We start from the raw sequence: 20,526 nt of genomic DNA on the forward strand, positions 1-20,526 counted from the left end.
GTTAGCCGGGAGCGCGGCATGCCCGGAAATCCGTTATGCGCGGCGCAGGAGAGGGAGCGCCGCGCCCATCACCGCGTAGGGGCGGGGGGCGCTGGGGAAGAGGACCCTGCGGGCCAGGTCCTGGTAGCCCAGGGCGTGGTAGAGGGCGCGGGCGGGGCTGTCCGCGTCGATCGCGGAGAGGATCGAGCGGGGTTCGGTCGCGGTGTCGGTGATCGTGGTGATCAGGGCCCGGCCCGCGCCGCGGTTCTGGTGGACGGGGTGCACGTGGAGCTCCGTGATCACGAAGGAGTCGTCCAGCCAGTGCTCGTTGCCCTGGGCCCGGAGGTAGGGCTGGACGACGGTGGACCACCAGTGGGTGCGGTCGTTGGGCATGCCGTAGACGAAGCCGATCAGTCGGCCCTCGGGGGTCGTCGCGCCGAAGGCACGCGCGCCCGGGTTCGTCATGTGGCGCAGGACGATCTGGCGTCTCACGGCCACTTCGTCGGGGCCCAGCCCGAAGGCCACGGCCTGGACGGCTAGGGCCTCGTCCACGTGCGCAGGGAGGTCCAAGGGGCCGATGACGAGGTCCATGGCGGGAGCCTACAGGGGGCTAAAACAGCACGCTCATGAATGCGCCGACCTCCTGGAAGCCCACCCTCCGGTAGGTGCGCCGCGCCGCCGTGTTGAAGTCGTTCACGTAGAGGCTCACCATCGGGGCCACGTCCGCCAGGGCGTAGCGCAGGATCGCCGCCATGCCGGGGGCCGCCAGACCCTGGCCCCGGTACTCCGGAGCCACCCAGACGCCCTGGATCTGGCAGGCCTGGGGGGTCGCCGCGCCGATCTCCGCCTTGAAGACGACCCTGCCGCGGTCGTCGAGACGGGCGAACGAGCGGCCGGAGCCCACAAGTTCGGCGACCCGTGCCTGGTAGAGGAGACCGCCGTCGCCGGCCATCGGGGAGACGCCGACCTCCTCGGTGAACATCGCCACGCACGCGGGCATGATCGCGTCCATCTCGTCCTTGCGGATGCGGCGGACGTAGGGATCCGGGGCGATGTCGGCGGGCATGCGGTCGGTGACCATGAGGGGCTGCCGGGTGCGGACCTCGCGGGCCGGGCCCCAGTGGGTCTCCAGGAGGCGCCAGAGCTGGGTCGTCGGCTCGGCGGGGCCGACGATCGAGGAGCAGCGGCGGCCGGCCCGGCGGGCGCGGTCGGCGAAGGCGCGGACGGCGCGGGGGGTGGCGCAGATCGGGACGAGGTTGGCGCCCGCGTAGCAGAGGGACGTCAGCATGCCGTCCTCGTACCAGCCCCACATCTCGCCGCCGAGCCGCCAGGGGTCGAGGCCCGCGACCTGCACACGGGATGTCACGAAGGCGTTGGCTACGGGCTCGCGGTCGAGGACGGCGAGCGCGGCGTCCAGGTCGCTCGGTTCGAGGACCCGGGAGGTCGTCTGGGTCAACACGCGCGGGGCCTCACACTCAGGTCAGCTGATCCCCGCACTGTACCTGCGGAAGCTTGGTGGTGCCGCCCCGTGTTGGTGTTGCTGTTGGTTGGGACGGACCGTCGGCCGGTCTTGCCGTGACTGGGGGCTGCCGCCCCCAGACCCCCGCTTCGGCCCTTAAAGGGCCTCGTCCTCAAACGCCGGACGGGCTGGAATTACCTGGACCCGCGCTGAAAGAGGCACCCCGGCCGGCGCTCGACAGAGTGCCTCAGCCCGCGACCGACACCGACGGCTCGCCGGACATGACGCCGTCCGCCTCCATCAGTTCGGCGAGCTTCATCGCTTCCTCGATCAGGGTCTCGACGATCTTCGACTCCGGGACGGTCTTGATGACCTCGCCCTTGACGAAGATCTGGCCCTTGCCGTTGCCGGAGGCGACGCCGAGGTCGGCCTCTCGGGCCTCGCCGGGGCCGTTCACCACGCAGCCCATGACGGCCACTCGGAGGGGGACCTCCATGCCGGTGAGGCCTGCGGTGACCTCCTCCGCCAGCTTGTAGACGTCGACCTGGGCCCGGCCGCAGGACGGGCAGGAGACGATCTCCAGGCCGCGCTGCTTGAGGTTCAGGGACTCCAGGATCTGGTTGCCGACCTTGACCTCCTCCACCGGAGGGGCGGAGAGCGAGACGCGGATGGTGTCGCCGATGCCCTGGGAGAGGAGGGCGCCGAAGGCGACCGCCGACTTGATCGTGCCCTGGAAGGCCGGGCCCGCCTCGGTGACGCCCAGGTGGAGGGGGTAGTCGCTCTGGGCGGCGAGCTGGCGGTACGCCTCGATCATGATCACCGGGTCGTTGTGCTTGACCGAGATCTTGATGTCGTGGAAGTCGTGCTCCTCGAAGAGGGACGCCTCCCACAGGGCGGACTCGACGAGCGCCTCGGGCGTCGCCTTGCCGTACTTCTGGAGCAGGCGGCGGTCCAGCGAGCCGGCGTTGACGCCGATGCGGATCGGGGTGCGGTGCTCGTTCGCCGCCTTGGCGATCTCCTTGACCTTGTCGTCGAACTGCTTGATGTTGCCGGGGTTCACGCGGACCGCCGCGCAGCCCGCCTCGATCGCGGCGAAGACGTACTTCGGCTGGAAGTGGATGTCCGCGATCACCGGGATCTGCGACTTGCGGGCGATCGTCGCGAGGGCGTCCGCGTCGTCCTGGGTCGGGCAGGCCACGCGGACGATCTGGCAGCCGGACGCCGTCAGCTCGGCGATCTGCTGGAGCGTCGCGCCGATGTCGGACGTCCGGGTCGTGGTCATCGACTGGACCGAGACCGGGGCGTCCCCGCCCACCGCCACGGATCCGACCTGGATCTGGCGGCTCTTCCGGCGCTCGGCAACCCTGGTCGGAACGGACGGCATGCCGAGAGAAATCGCAGTCATCTGCTGTGCAACCCCAAGTCGTGGATCAAGGCCCAGGTCCCGTCTGTGGCGGGTTCCAGGCTTCGAGATTACGGCACCGGGAGGGGCGGGAGCACATCACACCGGTCACTGCCCACCGCATGGGAGACGGCCCGGCACAGAGTGTGCCGGGCCGTCGTGAACTCTGGGTGTCTAGGAGATTCTGACCGGGTTCACCACGTCCGCGATCAGAACCAGGACCGTGAAGCAGACGAAGATGCCCGCCACCACGTAGGCCACCGGCATCAGCTTCGCCACGTCGAACGGGCCCGGGTCCGGGCGCTTGAGGACCTTCGCCGTGTTGCGGCGCAGGGACTCCCACAGGGCGCCCGCCATGTGTCCGCCGTCCAGGGGCAGCAGCGGGAGCATGTTGAAGAGGAAGAGGGAGAGGTTGAAGCCGGCGACCAGCATCACGGCCAGGGCCAGCTGCTGCGAGGCCGGGATGTCCAGGGTGAAGATCTCGCCGCCGACGCGGGCCGCGCCGACCACGCCCATGGGCGAGTCGGGCTCGCGGGGCGCACCGTCGAAGGCCGCGTTCCACAGGGCCGGGATCTTGCCGGGCAGGGCGGCCAGGGAGTCGACGGCCTCGCCGACCCGGTCGGTCATCCAGGACACGGAGTCGCCGAAGTCCTGCTTGACGACGCCGGTGGCCGAGCTGAAGCCGAGGAAGCCGGCCTTGACGTACTCGCCCTGGACGTACGCCCCGTCACCGTCCTTCTTCGCGACCTGGTTGGTGGCGATCTTGGCGTGCAGGGTCACCTCCTGGCCGCCCCGGTCCACGATGATCGCCACTTCCTTGCCGGCGCTGACGCGGATCAGGTCGGAGAGGGTGTTCCAGTCGTCCGTCCTCTGGCCGCCGAAGGAGACGATCTTGTCGCCCGGCTTCATGCCGGCGGCCGCGGCCGGGGAGGCCGGGTCGGTCGACTTGCACGCGTCACGGTTCTCGGTCTGGGAGATGACGCACGGGGAGATCGAGCTGACCGTGGTGGTCTGCTGCTGGATGCCGAACCCCATCAGGACCGTGAGGAACAGGGCCACCGCGAGCACCAGGTTCATGAACGGGCCCGCGAACATCACGATGAACCGCTTCCACGGCTTGCGGGTGTAGAACATGCGGGTCTCGTCGCCCGGCTGGAGCTCCTCGTAGGCGGCCGAGCGGGCGTCCTCGATCATGCCGCGCCAGGGTGACGTGGAGCGGGCGGTGATCCTGCCGTCGTCGCCCGGCGGGAACATGCCGATCATGCGGATGTAGCCGCCGAAGGGGATCGCCTTGATGCCGTACTCGGTGTCGCCCTTCTTGCGCGAGAAGATCGTCGGGCCGAAGCCGACCATGTACTGCGGCACGCGGATGCCGAAGTACTTGGCCGTGGACAGGTGTCCCAGCTCGTGCCAGGCGATCGAGAAGAGCAGGCCGACCGCGAAAATGACTATGCCGAGGATCATCATCAGGGCTGTCATGCACGCGCCTCCGCAGTAGCCGTCAGTTCCTGGGCCCGGGCCCGTGCCCAGGTCTCCGCATCGAGGACGTCCGACACGGTCAGTGAAGTTCCCGTCACCGGCGTGCCGTGCTCCTCCACGACCCGGGTGACCGTCTCCATGATCCCGTTGAACGGGAGCGCGCCCTTGCGGAACGCCTCCACGCACTCCTCGTTGGCCGCATTGAACACCGCCGGGGCCGTGCCCGCGAGCTCGCCCACGTGCCGGGCGAGGTTCACCGAGGGGAAAGCCTCGTTGTCGAGCGGGAAGAACTCCCAGGTCGACGCCTTGCTCCAGTCGAAGGCGGGCGCCGCGTCGGGGACGCGCCGGGGCCAGCCGAGGCCTATGGCGATGGGCCCGCGCATGTCGGGGGGCGTCGCCTGGGCCAGTGTCGATCCGTCCGTGAACTCAACCATCGAGTGGACATACGACTGCGGGTGCACGACCACCTCAATCCGCGAGAAGGGAATGTCGTAGAGGAGGTGTGCCTCGATGACTTCCAGCCCCTTGTTGACCAGGGTCGCGGAGTTGATCGTGATCACCGGGCCCATGGACCAGGTGGGGTGGGCGAGGGCGTCCTCGACGGTCACGTTCGCGAGTTCCGCCTTGGTGCGGCCGCGGAAGGGGCCGCCGGAGGCGGTGACGACCAGTCTGCGGACGTCGGCCCGGGTGCCGGCGGCCAGGGACTGGAAGAGGGCCGCGTGCTCGGAGTCCACCGGGATGATCTGCCCGGGCTCGGCCAGCGCCTTCACCAGCGGGCCGCCGACGATGAGCGACTCCTTGTTGGCGAGCGCGAGGGTGCGGCCCGCCTCCAGGGCGGCGAGGGTGGGCGCGAGGCCGATGGAGCCGGTGATGCCGTTCAGGACGGTGTGACAGTCGGAGGCGGCGAGCCGGGCCGCCGCCTCAGGGCCGGCCAGGATCTCCGGGAGCGGCTCCCCGGCCCCGTACTCGGCGGCGAGCGCCTCGCGCAGGGCGGGCACGACGTCCTCGCGGGCGACCGCGACGGTCCGCACCCGCAGCCGGCGGGCCTGCTCCGCGAGAAGGGCGACCCGGCCGCCGTTGGCGGACAGGCCGGTCACCCGGAACCGGTCCGGGTTGCGCAGCACGAGATCGATTGCCTGGGTGCCGATCGATCCGGTCGAGCCGAGGATCACCACGTCCTTCGGGCCGTCGCCCGCGACGGGATCGTAGACGAGGTGCGGGTCGGCGAGGGGAGCTGGACTGTCACTCATGCCCCCCATTGTTGCCGCACGGGGTGGTCGACGGGACAGGGTGTCCCCCCAAGGAGGACACCCTGCGCTCTGGTGTGCGGTGGCTCACCTGATCGGGCGGTGGACGTTCTCCCGTTCGCTCGGACCGGGGGCCGCCTCGGCGATCCAGGGGCCTTCGCCCGAGGGGTCGACGATGCCCTGTTCCAGCCACTCGTAGGCGCCCGCCATGACGCCCTTGACGACCTTGCGGTCCACGCCGTCGGTGTTGCTCCACAGTCGGGTGAAGAGCTCGTCGACGCGGATGCGGGACTGGCGGCAGAAGGCGTCGGCGAGCTGGTAGGCCTCGCGGCCGTGCTCGTCGCGCGAGCGCAGCAGTTCCGCGCGCACGCAGGCCGCGCTCATCGCGAACAGCTCCGCGCCGATGTCGACGATCCGGCCGAGGAAGCCCTGTTTGGTCTCCATCCGGCCCTGCCAGCGGGACATGGCGTAGAACGTGGAGCGGGCGAGCTTGCGGGCATGTCGTTCGACGTAGCGCAGGTGCGGGGAGAGGTCGACTCCGCCGGTCTTGAACTCGCTGAACGTGCCCGGGAGCTGGCCTGATCCCGCGACCAGTTTCGGCAGCCACTTGGCGTAGAACACGCCGGCGTTCGCGCCCGCCTTCGCCTTGTCCTGGAGGGACTTGTCGGGGTCGATGAGGTCGCCGGCGACCGTGAGGTGGGCGTCGACGGCCTCGCGGGCGATGAGGAGGTGCATGATCTCCGTCGAGCCCTCGAAGATGCGGTTGATGCGCAGATCGCGCAGGACCTGTTCGGCCGGCACCGCGCGTTCGCCGCGGGCGGCGAGCGACTCGGCCGTCTCGAAGCCGCGGCCGCCGCGGATCTGGACGAGTTCGTCGGCCATCCGCCAGCCCAGCTCGGAGGCGATGAGCTTGGCCAGCGCGCCTTCGATGCGGATGTCGTTGCGGTCCTCGTCGGCCATCTGGGAGGAGAGGTCCAGTACGGCTTCCAGGGCGAAGGTGGTCGCGGCGATGAAGCTGATCTTCGCGCCCACCGCCTCGTGGTGGGCGATCGGCTTGCCCCACTGCTCGCGGGCCGCCGACCACTCGCGGGCGATCTTCAGACTCCACTTGCCGGCGGCCACACAGGACGCGGGCAGCGAGAGCCGGCCGGTGTTGAGGGTGGTGAGGGCGATCTTCAGGCCCGTGCCCTCGGCGCCGATCCGGTTCGCGGCCGGGACCCGGACCTGGTGGAAGCGGGTCACGCCGTTCTCGATGCCGCGCAGGCCCATGAAGGAGTTGCGGTTCTCGACGGTGATGCCGGGCGAGTCCGTCTCCACGACGAAGGCGGTGATGCCGCCCTTGTGGCCCTCGCTCTTCGGCACCCGTGCCATCACGACCAGCAGGTCGGCGACGACGCCGTTGGTGGTCCACAGCTTCACCCCGTCGAGGACGTAGTCGTCCCCGTCCGGCACCGCGCTGGTCGCGAGGCGAGCCGGGTCGGAGCCGACGTCGGGCTCGGTGAGGAGGAAGGCGCTGATGGCGGTGGTGGCACAGCGCGGCAGGAACCGCTGCTTCTGCTCGTCGGTGCCGAACTGCTTCAGCGGCTGGGGCACGCCGATGGACTGGTGCGCCGACAGCAGCACGCCGATCGCGGGGCTGGCCGAGCCGACCAGCGCGAGCGCCTTGTTGTAGTACACCTGGGTGAGACCGAGGCCGCCGTACTTGGGGTCGATCTTCATACCGAGGGCGCCGAGCTCCTTGAGCCCGTTGATGACCTCGTCGGGGATCCTGGCCTCGCGTTCGATGCGGGCCGCGTCGACCTTCGTCTCGCAGAAGTCGCGGAGTTTGGCCAGGAACTGCTCACCGCGCCGGACGGCCTCCTCGGAGGGGACCGGGTGGGGGTGGATGAGGTCGAGCCGGAAGCGTCCCAGGAACAGTTCCTTGGCGAAGCTCGGCTTGCGCCAGTTCTGTTCCCGGGCGGCCTCGGCGACCTGGCGGGCCTCACGCTCGGTGACGGTGGGTTTCTTGAGGGGTGGTGCGGACATGAGGCTCACCTCGCCGCGAATCGGGATCTCGGACCACATTGGTTACCGATGAGTGCTACTCGATCGTTGGTACCCGATCCCGGGCGAGGTGGCCACCCCACGCGTCCGCGTTCAGCCGATGGTGACCGAGTAGGACCTGGTGTCCAGTCGGCCCGTTCCCTTGAATACCTCGGTGCCGGACTCGATGCCGGAGACGTACTTGTCGTTGCTCAGCAGCTTGCGCCGAACGAGTGCCTGGGTGAAGTCGTCCAGGTCGAGGGTGGCCTTGGTGGTGTTGGTACGCCGGACGAAGGAGTACACCTTCCAGCCGATGTCCCCCTGGTAGATGTCCCACATCGCGCCGTTCAGGCTGACGCTGCCGTACTTGGCGCCCAGCGGGCCCGCGCCGCCCTGCCGGTTGAGCCAGATCATGATTTCGTCGGTGGGCTGGTCCTGCCAGTCCGCCGTGTTCTTGGTGTGGAGCCACAGGTCGTAGGCGACGTTCATGGTGCCGGGGTTCGCGGGGAGCGAGAACTCCCAGCTCGCGGTCACCTTCTTGCGGTCGCCGACCTTGATCGGCAGTCCGGTGGACGCCTTGTCGACCTTCCAGCCCCAGTGCCAGCCGAGGACGGTGGAGGCGTACGACTTCACGTCCCCGTCGGTGCCCTTGCTGTTGTTGGCCCAGGAGTAACTGGTGCCCCAGGAGATGGTCGACCCCGACTGGGAGTCGTCCCAGACGCACTGGCTGCCGGTGGCCTTGTCCTGGCCCCAGAGGTTGTTGTTCACGTAGTACTTGCCGAGCGTGACGGTGTCGAAGGCCGTGCACTTCTTGCTCGACTCGCCCGCCTGGGCGACGGTGACGCCGGCGGCGGCCGCGAGGGCGACCGCGGCGGCGGTGAGCGCCTTGGCCTTCTTCGACAGGCGGGGACGACGGTGCTGCATGGGGGTCCTTCCGGGGGCGGATCGCGCTTACGTGACTCCAGTGGCCGCCGGGGCCGGAAAAGGTTGCCGTAGCCTTCTCCACCAATCCCCCGCAACTCGCTGTCGAAGCGCTTCGACAACCTATGGACACCCACCCCCGCTAGAGCTACTGTCGAACCACCCTCACCCGCCCCTGTTCGCAATGCGCACTGTCGAAGCGCTTCACAAAACTTGGAGAGCTGGATGGTCACCCTCGCCGAGGTCGCCCAGCACGCCGGAGTCTCGGCGAGCACGGTGAGCTATGTCCTCAGTGGCAAGCGGTCCATCTCCACGACCACCCGGCAGCGGGTCGAGCAGAGCATCCGCACACTCGGCTACCACCCGAACGCGGGCGCCCGCGCGCTGGCCAGCAGCCGCTCGAACATCATCGCGCTGATGATCCCGCTGCGCACCGACATGTATGTGCCGGTGATGATGGAGATCGCCATCGCGGTGGCCACCAGTGCACGGAGCCACGGCTACGACGTCCTGCTGCTCACCGGCGAGGAGGGTCCCGACGCCGTCCGCCGTGTCACCGGCAGCGGGCTCGCCGACGCGATGATCCTGATGGACGTCGAACTCGACGACGAGCGGCTGCCGTTGCTGCGCTCGACCGACCAGCCGTCCGTGCTGATCGGGCTGCCGGCCGACACCTCCGGCCTGACCTGCGTGGATCTCGACTTCGCGGCGACCGGTGCACTGTGCGTGGAGCATCTGGCGACGCTCGGCCACCGCGACATCGCTGTCATCGGCGAGGCGCCGGCGGTCTACGAACGGCACACCGGCTTCGCCGAGCGCACGCTCGACGGACTGCGGTACCGGGCGAAGGAGTTGGGCCTGCGGCTGCTGCACCGTCCGTGCGAGGGCGGGTACGACGCGATGGCCGTGACGCTGGCCCGGGTGCTCGACGAGCGACCGGGCACCACCGGGTTCGTCGTGCAGAACGAGTCGGCGGTCGAGCCGCTGCTCGCGCTGCTGCGTCAGCAGGGCCGGGCCGTGCCGGAGGACGTGTCGGTGGTGGCGATCTGCCCCGACCAGGTCGCCGTGCAGGCCTCGGTACGGCTGACGTCGGTCGCCATCCCCGCGCAGGAGATGGGCCGGCACGCCGTGGAACGCCTGGTCGCCAAGTTGGAGGGCCGCGGCAGCGACGAAGTCGTGCTGATCGCCCCCGAGTTGACCGTCCGGGCGAGCACGGGACCGGCGCCCGCCGCTTCCTGACCGTCCTGGCCTTCCGACCTTCCCGATCCTCCCGACGTTCCTGACGCCGGGCCGCACCAGCGGCGTCTCAGGGCACCCCCATGTCTGCACCCCGTCTGCCTGCACTCCTTCAAGGGAGCACCCCACGTGAACCAGCCTGTCGAAAACCAGCCTCAGGTCAGTCTCGCGCAGTCGTCGCCCACGGTCGGCACCTTCCGTGAGCGCGGCGGCGCGCTGGAGTGGAGCGGCCGCCAGGAGACCCTGCGCATCGAGCCGTGGGGTCCGGACGCCGTCCGGGTGCGTGCCCGGCTCGGCGGGCCGATCCTCGAGGGGCTGCCGGGCGCGCTGCTCGACGAGCCGCCGGCCACCGAGAGCAGCGTCAAGATCGTCGACGGGGAGGGGCGGTTGACGGTCGGCGCGCTGACCGTCGAGGTGAACGCCGAGGGACTGATCCGCTTCCTGCGCACGGACGACGGCGCGGAGATCCTGGCCGAGGACCGCGCCCACTTCTGGTGGCCGGGCTCGCGCCTCTACACGGCCGTCGGCAACGGCCACCACCGTCTGGAGCAGCGCTTCGCCGCCTACGACGACGAGAAGCTGTACGGGCTCGGTCAGCACCAGCACGGCCGGCTGGACCAGAAGGGCCTGGTCCTGGACCTGGTCCAGCGCAACGCCGAGGTCGGCATCCCGGTGCTGACCTCCAGCCGGGGCTACACCCTGCTGTGGAACAACCCGGCGATCGGCCGGGTCGAGCTGGCGGGCAACGGCACCCGCTGGGTCGCGGACTCGGCCCGCCAGATCGACTACTGGATCACGGCCGGCGCCCCGGCCGACGCCCAGCGCCGCTACAGCGCGGCCTCCGGCCGCACGCCGATGCTGCCGGAGTGGGCGGCCGGCTTCTGGCAGTGCAAGCTGCGCTATCGCACCCAGGACGAACTCCTCGGCGTGGCCCGGGAGTACAAGCGCCGGGGTCTGCCCCTGGACGTGATCGTCTGCGACTTCTTCCACTGGACGCACCTGGGCGACTGGAAGTTCGACCTGAGCGAGTGGCCCGACCCGGCGGCGATGGTCCGTGAACTGGAGGAGCTCGGCGTCAAGTTGGTCGTGAGCGTGTGGCCCTCGGTGTCGCCGCTGAGCGAGAACCACCCGGTGATGGAGCAGCGCGGCTACTTCATCGGCACCCAGTACGGTCCGATGGCGCACGCCGACTGGCCGGACAAGGGGGTCGCCTCGACGGTCCAGATCGCGTTCTACGACGCGACGAACCCCGAGGCCCGGGAGTTCGTGTGGGAGCGCATCCGCGACAACTACCTCGCCCCGTACGGGATCACCGCGTTCTGGCTGGACGCCTGTGAGCCCGAGCTGAAGCCCGGCTTCCAGGAGAACCTGCGCTACTGGGCGGGCCCGGGCCTGGAGGTCGGCAACATCTACCCGGCCGACAACGCCCGCACGTTCTACGACGGGCTGCGCGCGTCCGGCTCCGGCGACGACGAGATCATCACCCTCAACCGCTCGGCGTGGGCGGGCAGTCAGCGCTACGGGGCCGCGCTGTGGTCCGGTGACATCGGCGCCGACTTCCCGACCCTGCGGCGGCAGATCGCGGCCGGTCTGAACACCGCGCTCTCCGGCATCCCGTGGTGGAACACCGACATCGGCGGCTTCCACGGCGGCGACCCGGACGACCCGGCGTACCGGGAGGTGATGGTCCGCTGGTTCCAGTTCGGGGCGCTGTCCCCGCTGATGCGTCTGCACGGCTTCCGCGACCCGGGCATGCCGCTGGGCCCGGACATGACCGGCGGCCCGAACGAGGTGTGGTCGTACGGCGAGGAGGCCGGCGCGGTCCTGGAGAAGTACCTGCGGCTGCGCGAGCGGCTCAAGCCGTATGTCCTTCAGGTCATGCGGGAGGCGCACGAGGAGGGGCTGCCGCCGATGCGGCCGCTGTTCCTGGAGTTCCCGGACGACCCGGCGACCTGGTCGGTGGACGACTCCTACCTGTTCGGCCCGGACCTGCTCGTCGCCCCGGTGCTGACGGCGGGCGCCACGGCCCGCACGGCCTATCTCCCGGCGGGCGCGACCTGGACGGACGCGTGGACGGGGGACACGTACGAGGGCGGCACGGCGGTGACCGTCGACGCCCCGCTGGACCGGCTTCCGCTGTTCCTGCGGGACGGGGCGCGGCTGCCGGTGGCCGAATAATCTCAGGGCCGCGTGAACACCCTTGTGACAGAAGGGGGTTGGTGGGGTAGAGGGCTGGGATCCGCTACCTCCACCGCTCCACGAAAGGGTGCTCGCCTTGTCCGCCGTTTCCTCCGTTTCCCACGGCTCCGTCCCTGTCCCTCTCCCCCTCCCGCTCCCCCTCACCCTGGCCAATCTCCTCCTCAGAGCGGGATTCTCCTCCCGCCGCACACCGGACCGCGCCTTCGACCGCCTGGCCGCCGACGCCGGTCCGGTGGACGCGGGCTTCTCCGACGACTTCCGGCTGCTGCTCGACCACTGGGCCCGGGACGAGAACCTCACCCCGGTCGGCTGGTGGTCGGCGCAGGGCCATGTCCGCAGGCATCTCGCCAACCGGGCCCGGGTCCGGCGGCTGATCGCCGAGCACCCCGGGATCGCGCAGGAGCCCATCGAGCGGCCGGTGTTCGTCGTCGGCCTGCCGCGCACCGCCACCACGCTCACCCACGGGGTGCTGTCCCTCTCGGAGCAGCACCGATGTCCGCTGTTGTGGGAGTTACTGACACCGGATCTGGACGGCTCGCCCGAGCAGCGCGAGAAGGCGGTCAGGGCCGCCCGCATGATGGTCGGCGGCATCAACCTCTTCGCCCCGCGCTACCGCGACATCCATCCGCTGGTCGCGGAGGGCCCCGAGGAGTGCACCTTCGCCCTCCCGCACACGATCATGCCGCTGTCGCAGGCCCGTATCCCCGCCTACCGGGCGGCGCTCGACGCGCGGGACTTCGTCCCCGACTACGCGTACCTCAAGCAGATCTACCAGGTGCTCCAGTACGGCCGGCCCCGCCGTCGCTGGGTGCTGAAGTCGCCGCTGCACACCGGAAACCTCGACGCGCTGCTCGCCGTCTTCCCCGACGCCACGCTCGTGTGGACGCACCGCGATCCGGCGGCCGTCGTGGCGTCCTTCTGCAGTCTGATCGAGCACGGGATGGCCATCACGCTGCGCCCGCTCGATCTGCACGGCCTCGGCGCGACCTGGCTGGAGCTGCTGAGCGACTCCGTGCGGCGCGGGATCGCGGCCCGGGCCTCGATCCCGCGCGGGGCGCTCGTCGACGTCCCGTACTCCTGGCTGGGCTCCGATCCGGCGAGCGGCGCCCCGAAGCTCTACGACGCCGTCGGCGCCCGGTGGACCGAGGCCGACGCGGCACGGCTCCCCAAGGTCGCGGCCCGGCCCAAGGGCACCCGGCCGCACAGCTACGACCTGTCCCGGTACGGCCTGACCCGTGCCGACGTCGACTCGGCGTTCGCCGGGTACAACGCGCTGCGGGCCGAGGTCGACCGGGCGTAGGGCCGGCCGGCCTCGGCGCGCCCTGCGTCAGCTGCTGCTGACGGTCAGGTTGTTGGTCACGAAGTCCAGCCCGCCGGGGGACGAGGTGATCTCGAAGCCGAACTGCACGTCACCGATGGTCTCGTTGCCGAACCAGCCCTTCGTGTCCTTGATCCACTTGAGGATCGGGAGGACGTTGACGGTGCCGGAGGACGAGTCGGACGTGCGCAGGAACGAGAACACCTCGTTCGCGCCGTTGTTCCCCTTGTAGACGGTCCAGGTGTGGCCGCCGAGGGTCACGGTTCCCTGCGAGGTGCCGAGGGGGCCGACGGCGCCGTTGTAGTTGACCCAGAGCATGATCTCGTAGTCGTAGTCGGTGTCCCAGATGTCGTACGACGTGTTGTAGGCGCCGGACGACGGGACCGTGACGTTGTAGCTGCTGGAGAGCGAACCGAGCGAGGTGATCGTCTTGTTGACCACCTTCTTGGAGTTCGGATAGGACTTGATGCCGCCGGTGTTGGGGTGGTTGGCCCAGACGCCCCAGTTGGTGCCGGAGTTCGCCCAGAAGCACTGGCTGCCGGCGCCGGAGCCCCAGATGTTGTTGTAGAGCGTGTAGCCGTTCAGGCTGGTGTTGCCCCACTGGTCGCAGGAGCTCCAGACGGCGGCCGAGGCGGGTGCGGAGGCCGCTCCGACGGTGATGCCGAGGGCGATCGCGGGGGCGAGGAGGGCCTTGACGAGCCTGTTGCGGGTGCGTGTTGCCATGGTGTCCCTTCCATGGGTGGGGGGAGGTGCGGTGTCTTTCATGGGGGGTTACCGCGTCCCCAGGTGAGGACGTGGTCTTCTCCGGCGACCAGGTCGAGGAACTCCCCGTCGCCGGTGGAAGTCCGGAGTTCGATGCGGTGGGTGCGGTGCGGCCGGACGACCGCCCGTGCGCCGGCGGGAGTCCACGCGAGGTCGAGCTCCGCGCCGAACCGGGTGCGGACGCCGCGGAGTTCGCCCGAGGGCAGGGCGGGGGTGAGCGCGGGCAGCAGGACCAGCCGGTCGGGGGTCGACTGGACGAGCGCCTCGACGAGCACGGCGGGGAGGGTGTGGGCGGCGTCGGCGTTGTAGACGTCGCGGCGGGGGTAGTGGGCGCTCATCAGGGAGGCGTGGAAGAAGTCGCCGTCCAGGACGCTGCCGAGGGCGTCGGCGACCCGGCGGCCGTCGCGCAGCCGGGCCGCGATCAGGGCGTGGTGGAGATGGCCGTGCGCGGAGTCGTTCTCGGCGCCGCGCAGCTCCAGGGCGCGGTGGGCGGCGGCCGCGAGGTCCGGGGTGTCGTAGGGGTTGATCTCCTCGAGCGGCCAGACGCCGTAGAGATGGCTGAGGTGGCGGTGGTCGTAGGTGTCGTCGAGGCCGGGCCGGGCCCACTCGGCGAGCGCGCCGTCGGCGTTGACCCGGTGGGATGGGAGGCGGTCGGCGAGGGCCAGCCATCCGGGCGCCCGGTCGGGGTGGTACGCGGCGGCGGTGAGCAGCGCGTGCCGGGCGGCGGAGAGGTCCATCGCCGCGTCGATGGCACCCCAACTCCCGTTGGCAGGACGGTTCTCGGGCGAGTAGGAGGGGACGACGACGAGTCGGCCGTCGGCGTCGGTCCGGGTGAGGAAGTCCTCGTAGAACCGGGCGACCTCGGCCAGGGCGGCGGCAGTGCGCGGGTCGCGTTCGCCACGGGCCTCGTCGTGGTCGACGAGCGGCTTGAGCAGCCAGTCGGCGCCGGCGGTCCACAGATGCAGCGGGTACTCGCGGCTGAAGTGGTACGTCAGCCCCGACTCTCCGTCGCTGTGCGCGGGCGCGACCGCGCCCCGGGCGCCGAAGACGGCGCGGGCGTTCTCGCGCCAGTCGTCGAACTGGCGGTGGATCAACTCGGCGAGGGCGTCGGCGACTTCGGGGAGGGCGGCGGCGGTGGCGGAGGCGGTCTGGAGGTTGACGTTGGCGTCGTTGGTGAACGCTCCGGCCCAGGCGGTGTTCCAGTCGCCGGTCCACAGCCCGGGCAGCCGGGGCGGGTTGAGGCCGGAGGAGGACAGCAGGTGATAGCGGCCGGCGGCGAAGAGACGCTCCAGGAGAGCCGTGCTGCGGGGGCGTTCCAGCAGCTCGGAGCCGGGGAGGGCGCGTTCGGCCGGGTCGGCGCGCAGGTCGAGGAGGACGCGGTCGTAGGCGGTGCGGTGGAGGGCGAGGTGGCGGTCGAGCAGGTCGTCGTAGCGCTGCGGCAGGGCGCTCAGGGCGCGCTGTTCCCGGGCGACGTCCAACTCGCCGGTGTGCCGGTGCACGCGGGTGAGCAGCAGGACGGACTCGGCGCCGGTGACCCGCACGCCGGGGTGGGCGAGTTCGGTGCGGCCGCCGGTGGCGACAACGAGGGTCACGCCCGTGTAGGCGCGGTCGCTGTCCGGGTAGCGGGCGCGCAGGGTGAGCAGCGCGCCGTCCGGGGTGAGGACCGTGCCCTGTCCGACGGCGAGGTCCTCGGGTGCGCCCGGGAGCCGGTGGTCCAGCCAGACGTCCAGGTCGAGGCCGGTGACCTGCTGGACGATGACGTCGTCGGCGCGGGAGACGAAGACCCGGCTCGTGCCGCCGACGCAGGCGGCGGTGGTCTCGCCGGTGGTGAAGTCGACGGTGCGCAGGTAGCGGAGGTAGCGGCGCGGCTCGGTCGAGGGCGCTCGGCACAGCCGCAGCTGGAAGGCCGGGTGGAAGGGCTGGACCCACTGCAGGGGGCGGTGGTCGGTGAAGCCTTCGGCGGCGGCCGTCTCGCCGGCCAGCAACTTGTCCTGGAGGGCCGTGAGTTCGGCGGCGAGCTCGGGCGGGCGGGCGTGTTCGGCGCCGTTGGGGCGGACCAGGGTGTGGTGGGTGACGACGACCCGGTCGTCGTACGGGTCGCCGAACACGAGGGCGCCGTGCCGGCCGTTGCCGCTGAGGAAGCCGTCCTCCCAGCGGTCGGCGGGCCGGTACTCCCAGGTTCCGTGCACGGGGCCGGCCGCGGCGGGGTCGCCGGTGACGAGGTTGCGGGGGATGTCGGTCATGAGCGCAAGACCACCACGCCGTAGCGGCCGAGGGTGACCTCGTCCGTGAAGGTCGTGCCGGTCAGCAGGTCGTGGTGGGCGCCCGGGAGCCGGACGGTCACCGGGTCGCGGCCGTGGTGGAGCAGGAACAGCAGCTCGCCCCGGCGTACGGCCTCGACGCCCGGCGGGAGGCCTTCGGCGACGGGTCGGACGCCCGCGTCGGCGGCGATGCGGGCGAGCAGCGTGCGCAGGGCGTCGGGTTCGGGGAGCGTGGAGACGTACCAGGCGCGGTCGTTGCGCAGCACGGCCGGCAGTCCGTCGAGCTCACCGCCCTGGTAGACGGCTTCCACCGCGTCCGGTCCGGCTGCTTCCAGCTCCTCCGACCACAGGGTCCCGCGGAAGCCGTCGGTCTCGACCCGCTCCTGCGCGTCCAGCGGCCACCACTCGTGCAGGGTGCGGATGCCGAACAGCTCGCGCAGCCGGGCGTCCATGCCGCCGGGGCGGACCCGGTCGTCCGCGTCGGCGACGCCGGTCAGAAAGCCGGCCACGACAGTGCCGCCGCCGTGGACATGGGCGAGGAGGTTGTCGATCGCCGCGTCCGTCATGGCGTACAGCTGGGGGACGACGACCAGCTTGTAGCCGGTGAGGTCGTGTTCGGGGTGGGCGAAGTCGGTGGCGAGGTCGGCCTCCCACAGCGCGCGGTGCCAGGCGCTCAGGACGGTGGGGTGGTCGACCTCGTGGGAGAGGCGGCCTTCCTGGTCGCCCGCCCACCAGGCGTGCCAGTCGTGCAGGATCGCGATCTCGCTGCCGCTGTGGCTGCCGGTCACCTCGGCCGAGATCCTGGCCAGGTCGGCGCCGAGCTGCTTGATCTCCTGGTAGGTGCGGCCCTCCTCCCCCGCGTGGCTGACCATTCCGGAGTGGAACTTCTCCGCGCCCTGCCGGGACTGCCGCCACTGGAAGTAGCAGACGGCGTCCGCGCCCCGGGCCACGGCCTGGAGCGACCAGAGCCGGTTGAGGCCGCGCGGCTTGGGGTGGTTGACGCCCCGCCAGTTGACCGGCCCGGCGGCCTGTTCCATCAGCATCCACGGGCCGCGGGCCTGCGAACGGGTCAGGTCCTGGACGAGGGCGCCGTGCTGCGCGCCGAGCGGGTCACGCGGGTCGGGATAGAGGTCGACCGAGACGACGTCCTCCTCCTCGGCCCAGCGCCAGGCGTCCAGGCCGACCCACAGCGGCATGAAGTTGGTGGTGACGGGGAGGTGCGGGGTGGCCCGGCGGACGATGTCCCGCTCGGCGGTGCAGCACTCCAGCAGCATGTCGGAGGTGAACCGCTTGAAGTCCAGCACCTGGCCGGGGTTCTTCAGGTAGTGGGCGTGGCGGGGCGTGTGGATCTCGGCCCAGTCGCCGTAGCCCTGGCTCCAGAAGGCGGTGCCCCAGGCCTCGTTGAGGGCGTCGAGGTCGCCGTACCTCGCCCGCAGCCAGTCGCGGAAGCGGGCGGCGGCCTGCTCGCTCCAGTCGTAGGTGCAGTACTCGTTGTTGATGTGCCACATGGTGAGCGCCGGGTGGTCGCCGTAGCGGGCGGCGAGGTCCTCGGTGATGGCGGCGGCACAGCGGCGATAGGTGGCGCTGGAGTGGGAGAAGTGCTGGCGGCCGCCCCACCATTCGGTGCGGCCGTCCTGGTCGACGGGCAGGGTGTCGGGGTGCAGATGGCCCATCCACGGCGGCGGGGAGGCGGTGGGGGTGGCCAGGACGACGCCGACGCCGGCCGTGTGCATCAGGTCCATCAGCGTGTCGAGCCAGCCGAACTCCCGTGCGCCCGGCTCCGGTTCGAGTTTCGCCCAGGAGAAGACGCCGAGGGTGACGGAGTTGACGCCGGCGGCCGCCATCAGAGCGACGTCCTCGTGCCAGGTCTCCTCGGGCCACTGCTCGGGGTTGTAGTCGCCGCCGAAGAGGATGCGGCCGCGGGTGGCGTCGCCGAGGGTGGGCCGCTTGTGTGCGGGCATCAGACGGGCTCCCCGTACTGGATGCCGCGCCCGTTGGTGGCGAGGTAGACCCGGCCGTACACGCGCGGGTCGCCGACGATGATCTCGCCGGTCCAGCCCCACTGGTGGGCGTCGTCGTTGATCCGCACCCAGCTCTTCGCGCCGTCGTCGGAGCGGTACACGGCGGTGCTCGCCTCCGTGGAGCCGACCTGGTAGATCGCGGGGTAGTCCGCGCCGGCGGCCGCCTTGCCGAAGCCGAGGGTGTAGGAGGCCCAGCAGCTGTCGACCTGGGCGAAGGTAGCGCCGCCGTCGGTGGACCGGTGGAGGCCGTTCCACTTGGTGCTCAGCCACAGGTCGCCGGTCCGCCCGGGGGCCGCGACCAGCTTGAACTGGCTGTCCCCGGACGGCAGTCCGGTCGCGCGCGCGGTGAAGGTGAGGCCGCTGTCGGTGCTGGCGAGCACGGTTCCGGTGTCCATGTCGTAGGCGTAGAAGACGGCCGGGTCGACCGGGTCGGCGACCGGTGTGGCGCCCTTGGGGAAGGAGGCGATCTCGGTCCAGGTCGCGCCGTTGTCCGCCGAGCGGTGGGCGGGGTACCGGGTGCCGTCCCAGTGCACGAAGGACCACAGCAGCGCGCTGCCGTCGGCGTTCGTGGCGATCGGCCCGGGGGCGTCCTTGGCCAGGGCGGGCTGGGCCTCGAAGGGCGCCCAGGTCCGGCCGCCGTCCGCGGAGTGGGCGCCGTTGCCGTGGTCGCCCCAGCCGGTGCGCACGACGTAGGAGGGCTTGGCCGCGGCCTGTGCGAGGCCGGTGGCGGACCCGAAGACGGGGTTCGTGGCCATGCCGCGCGAGGGCGAGGCCGTGAGCCGCTCGTGGTAGAGCACGCCGATGTCCCGCGACCCGCTGAGCAGGTGCGCCTCCCCGACCGGCGGCGACACCAGCTGGACGACGGACGCCTCCTCCAGGCCCCGGATCTGCGGCGCCCAGTGCTTCAGGTCCCGGGTGCCGTAGAGGGTGGCGCCGGTGCCGTAGACGATGTGCTTCGAGTCGTACGGGTCGATGCCGACCGCCTGGATCCACCAGCCGAACTTGGGCGCGTCGGCGCCCCACTCGAGGTAGGGCGTCTCGGAGACGTCGAAGACGGCGGAGTCCTTGAGGGACGTCCAGGTGCGGCCCCCGTCGGTCGTGCGGTACAGGGTGTCGACGGCCGCCCAGCGGTTGTTGGTGGAGACGACGACGGCGCCGGGACGGCGGGCGTCGACGGCGACGCCGCCGTAGCCGAAGGCGTCGGTCCCGCCGGGCTCGACGGGAGTCACCTCCGTCCATGTGCCCTTGGCGACGGCCAGCTTGTGCACACTGCCGTCGGACTGGCCGTTGGGGCCGGGGGCGTCGGCGTACGTCACGTACAGCTCACGGGTGTGGCAGTCGTAGGCGGCGCGGACGGGAACCTTCGCGGCGGCGCCGGCGGGGGCGCCCGGGACGGCCTCCCAGGTGACGCCGTCGGCGGTGCGGTACAGGTTGGGCGTCGTCCCGTCGGAGTCGGCCCAGCCGGCGTAGAGGGTGCGGCCGACGGCGACGAGCAGGCAGACGCCCTGCCCGGAGGCGCTCGGGGCACCGGGGAAGCCGCTCGCGGCGGCCCAGGTGGCGCCCCGGTCCGTCGACTTCAGCAGCCCGTCGTGCCGCGTGCCCAGCCACAGGGTGTCGCTGTCCCGCGGATCGACCAGCAGCCGCTCCCCCATGCCCCGGCCGTCCTCGTTCGCGCCGAGCTTCACGGTGAGGTCGGCGCGGGTCCAGGTCGCGCCGCGGTCCTCGGAGCGCAGGACGGCCCCGTTGCCGGCCCAGGACTGGGCGTAGGCGCCGAGGGCGAGGTAGACGCGGTCGGGGTGCGCCGGGTCCACGGCGAGGGCCTCGACCCCGAGGAGGTTCCAGTCGTCCCAGCCGAGGTGATCGGTGAGCGGGGTCCAGCGGGCGGCTCTGTCGTCCCACCGGTAGGCGCCGCCGATGTCCGTGCGGGCGTAGGCGAGACCGCGGACGGCGGGGTGGAAGAGGACGCCGGTCACGAATCCGGTGCCGCCGACCACGGCGTTGCGCCAGCGGTAGGCGGGGGCGGCAGCCGCAGCCGTCTGCCCGGCGGGGAGCGCGGTAAGCGCGGCGGCGGCTGCGGCGCCGGCGAGGACGGTACGGCGGGTGACGTGCATGGGGAACCTCGGATGGGGGGAGGGCGGACGTGGGTTGCGGTGTGCGGGGAGGGTTGGGGCGCCGGGTGACTGCGACCCCCTGGGGGCGCGGGGAACCGCGCGACCGGCC

At 71.3% G+C, this 20,526-nt stretch carries 14 protein-coding genes; 3 read left to right on the top strand and 11 right to left on the bottom strand.

The features are described 5' to 3' along the window. Positions 1-33 precede the first annotated feature (33 nt). The 7 genes from ABZ725_RS34800 to ABZ725_RS34830 form a co-directional block, all read right to left on the bottom strand. Positions 34-570 (bottom strand): GNAT family N-acetyltransferase, encoded by a 537-nt coding sequence (locus tag ABZ725_RS34800; protein ID WP_351913114.1) that lies wholly within the window; start codon positions 568-570, stop codon positions 34-36. Between the two features lie 19 nt (positions 571-589). Then, on the bottom strand, positions 590-1,438 hold the full coding sequence (locus ABZ725_RS34805) for a GNAT family N-acetyltransferase (RefSeq protein WP_351913112.1): 849 nt from the start codon (positions 1,436-1,438) through the stop codon (positions 590-592). A 247-nt stretch (positions 1,439-1,685) separates the two neighbouring features. Further along, the gene (ispG, locus tag ABZ725_RS34810; protein ID WP_351913110.1) at positions 1,686-2,843 is read right to left on the bottom strand and encodes a flavodoxin-dependent (E)-4-hydroxy-3-methylbut-2-enyl-diphosphate synthase; all 1,158 of its coding nucleotides are present in this window, start codon (positions 2,841-2,843) and stop codon (positions 1,686-1,688) included. A 171-nt stretch (positions 2,844-3,014) separates the two neighbouring features. Further along, positions 3,015-4,319, bottom strand: a complete 1,305-nt coding sequence (locus ABZ725_RS34815; protein WP_358806446.1) for a site-2 protease family protein — start codon at positions 4,317-4,319, stop codon at positions 3,015-3,017. Further along, positions 4,316-5,569 carry a 1-deoxy-D-xylulose-5-phosphate reductoisomerase gene (gene dxr / locus ABZ725_RS34820; protein ID WP_358806447.1) on the bottom strand — a complete coding sequence of 418 codons (1,254 nt, stop codon included), beginning with the start codon at positions 5,567-5,569 and terminating at the stop codon, positions 4,316-4,318. The genes ABZ725_RS34815 and dxr overlap by 4 nt, the downstream gene beginning before the upstream one ends. 84 nt (positions 5,570-5,653) lie before the next feature. Continuing rightward, positions 5,654-7,591: an acyl-CoA dehydrogenase family protein gene (locus ABZ725_RS34825; RefSeq protein WP_358806448.1), complete on the bottom strand. Its 1,938-nt coding sequence runs from the start codon at positions 7,589-7,591 to the stop codon at positions 5,654-5,656. A gap of 111 nt (positions 7,592-7,702) precedes the next feature. Further along, positions 7,703-8,512: an endo-1,4-beta-glucanase gene (locus ABZ725_RS34830; protein ID WP_358806449.1), complete on the bottom strand. Its 810-nt coding sequence runs from the start codon at positions 8,510-8,512 to the stop codon at positions 7,703-7,705. 222 nt (positions 8,513-8,734) lie between these two features. On the opposite strand from ABZ725_RS34830, the gene ABZ725_RS34835 reads away from it, so the two are divergent. From ABZ725_RS34835 to ABZ725_RS34845, 3 genes are all read left to right on the top strand, one after another. Then, positions 8,735-9,748, top strand: a complete 1,014-nt coding sequence (locus ABZ725_RS34835) for a LacI family DNA-binding transcriptional regulator (RefSeq protein WP_351913101.1) — start codon at positions 8,735-8,737, stop codon at positions 9,746-9,748. Between the two features lie 126 nt (positions 9,749-9,874). Then, positions 9,875-11,923, top strand: coding sequence for a glycoside hydrolase family 31 protein (locus ABZ725_RS34840; RefSeq protein ID WP_358806450.1), 2,049 nt, complete (start codon positions 9,875-9,877; stop codon positions 11,921-11,923). A gap of 97 nt (positions 11,924-12,020) precedes the next feature. Then, the gene (locus ABZ725_RS34845; RefSeq protein WP_358806451.1) at positions 12,021-13,244 is read left to right on the top strand and encodes a sulfotransferase; all 1,224 of its coding nucleotides are present in this window, start codon (positions 12,021-12,023) and stop codon (positions 13,242-13,244) included. Positions 13,245-13,271: 27 nt separating this feature from the next. On the opposite strand, the gene ABZ725_RS34850 is transcribed toward ABZ725_RS34845, so the two are convergent. Genes ABZ725_RS34850 through ABZ725_RS34865 form a run of 4 tightly spaced genes read right to left on the bottom strand, consistent with a single transcriptional unit; the run spans position 13,272 to position 20,417 of the window. After that, complete coding sequence (locus ABZ725_RS34850; protein ID WP_358806452.1) at positions 13,272-13,985, bottom strand: hypothetical protein; 714 nt, start codon at positions 13,983-13,985, stop codon at positions 13,272-13,274. Between the two features lie 38 nt (positions 13,986-14,023). Beyond that, the gene (locus ABZ725_RS34855; protein WP_358806453.1) at positions 14,024-16,267 is read right to left on the bottom strand and encodes a glycoside hydrolase N-terminal domain-containing protein; all 2,244 of its coding nucleotides are present in this window, start codon (positions 16,265-16,267) and stop codon (positions 14,024-14,026) included. Continuing rightward, positions 16,264-18,246 carry a beta-galactosidase gene (locus ABZ725_RS34860; protein WP_358806454.1) on the bottom strand — a complete coding sequence of 661 codons (1,983 nt, stop codon included), beginning with the start codon at positions 18,244-18,246 and terminating at the stop codon, positions 16,264-16,266. Before ABZ725_RS34860 ends, ABZ725_RS34855 begins: the two co-directional genes overlap by 4 nt. Beyond that, complete coding sequence (locus ABZ725_RS34865; protein WP_358806455.1) at positions 18,246-20,417, bottom strand: 1,4-beta-glucanase; 2,172 nt, start codon at positions 20,415-20,417, stop codon at positions 18,246-18,248. Before ABZ725_RS34865 ends, ABZ725_RS34860 begins: the two co-directional genes overlap by 1 nt. Positions 20,418-20,526: the final 109 nt, after the last annotated feature.

Source organism: Streptomyces sp. NPDC006872, from assembly GCF_040635845.1.
Lineage (GTDB): Bacteria > Actinomycetota > Actinomycetes > Streptomycetales > Streptomycetaceae > Streptomyces.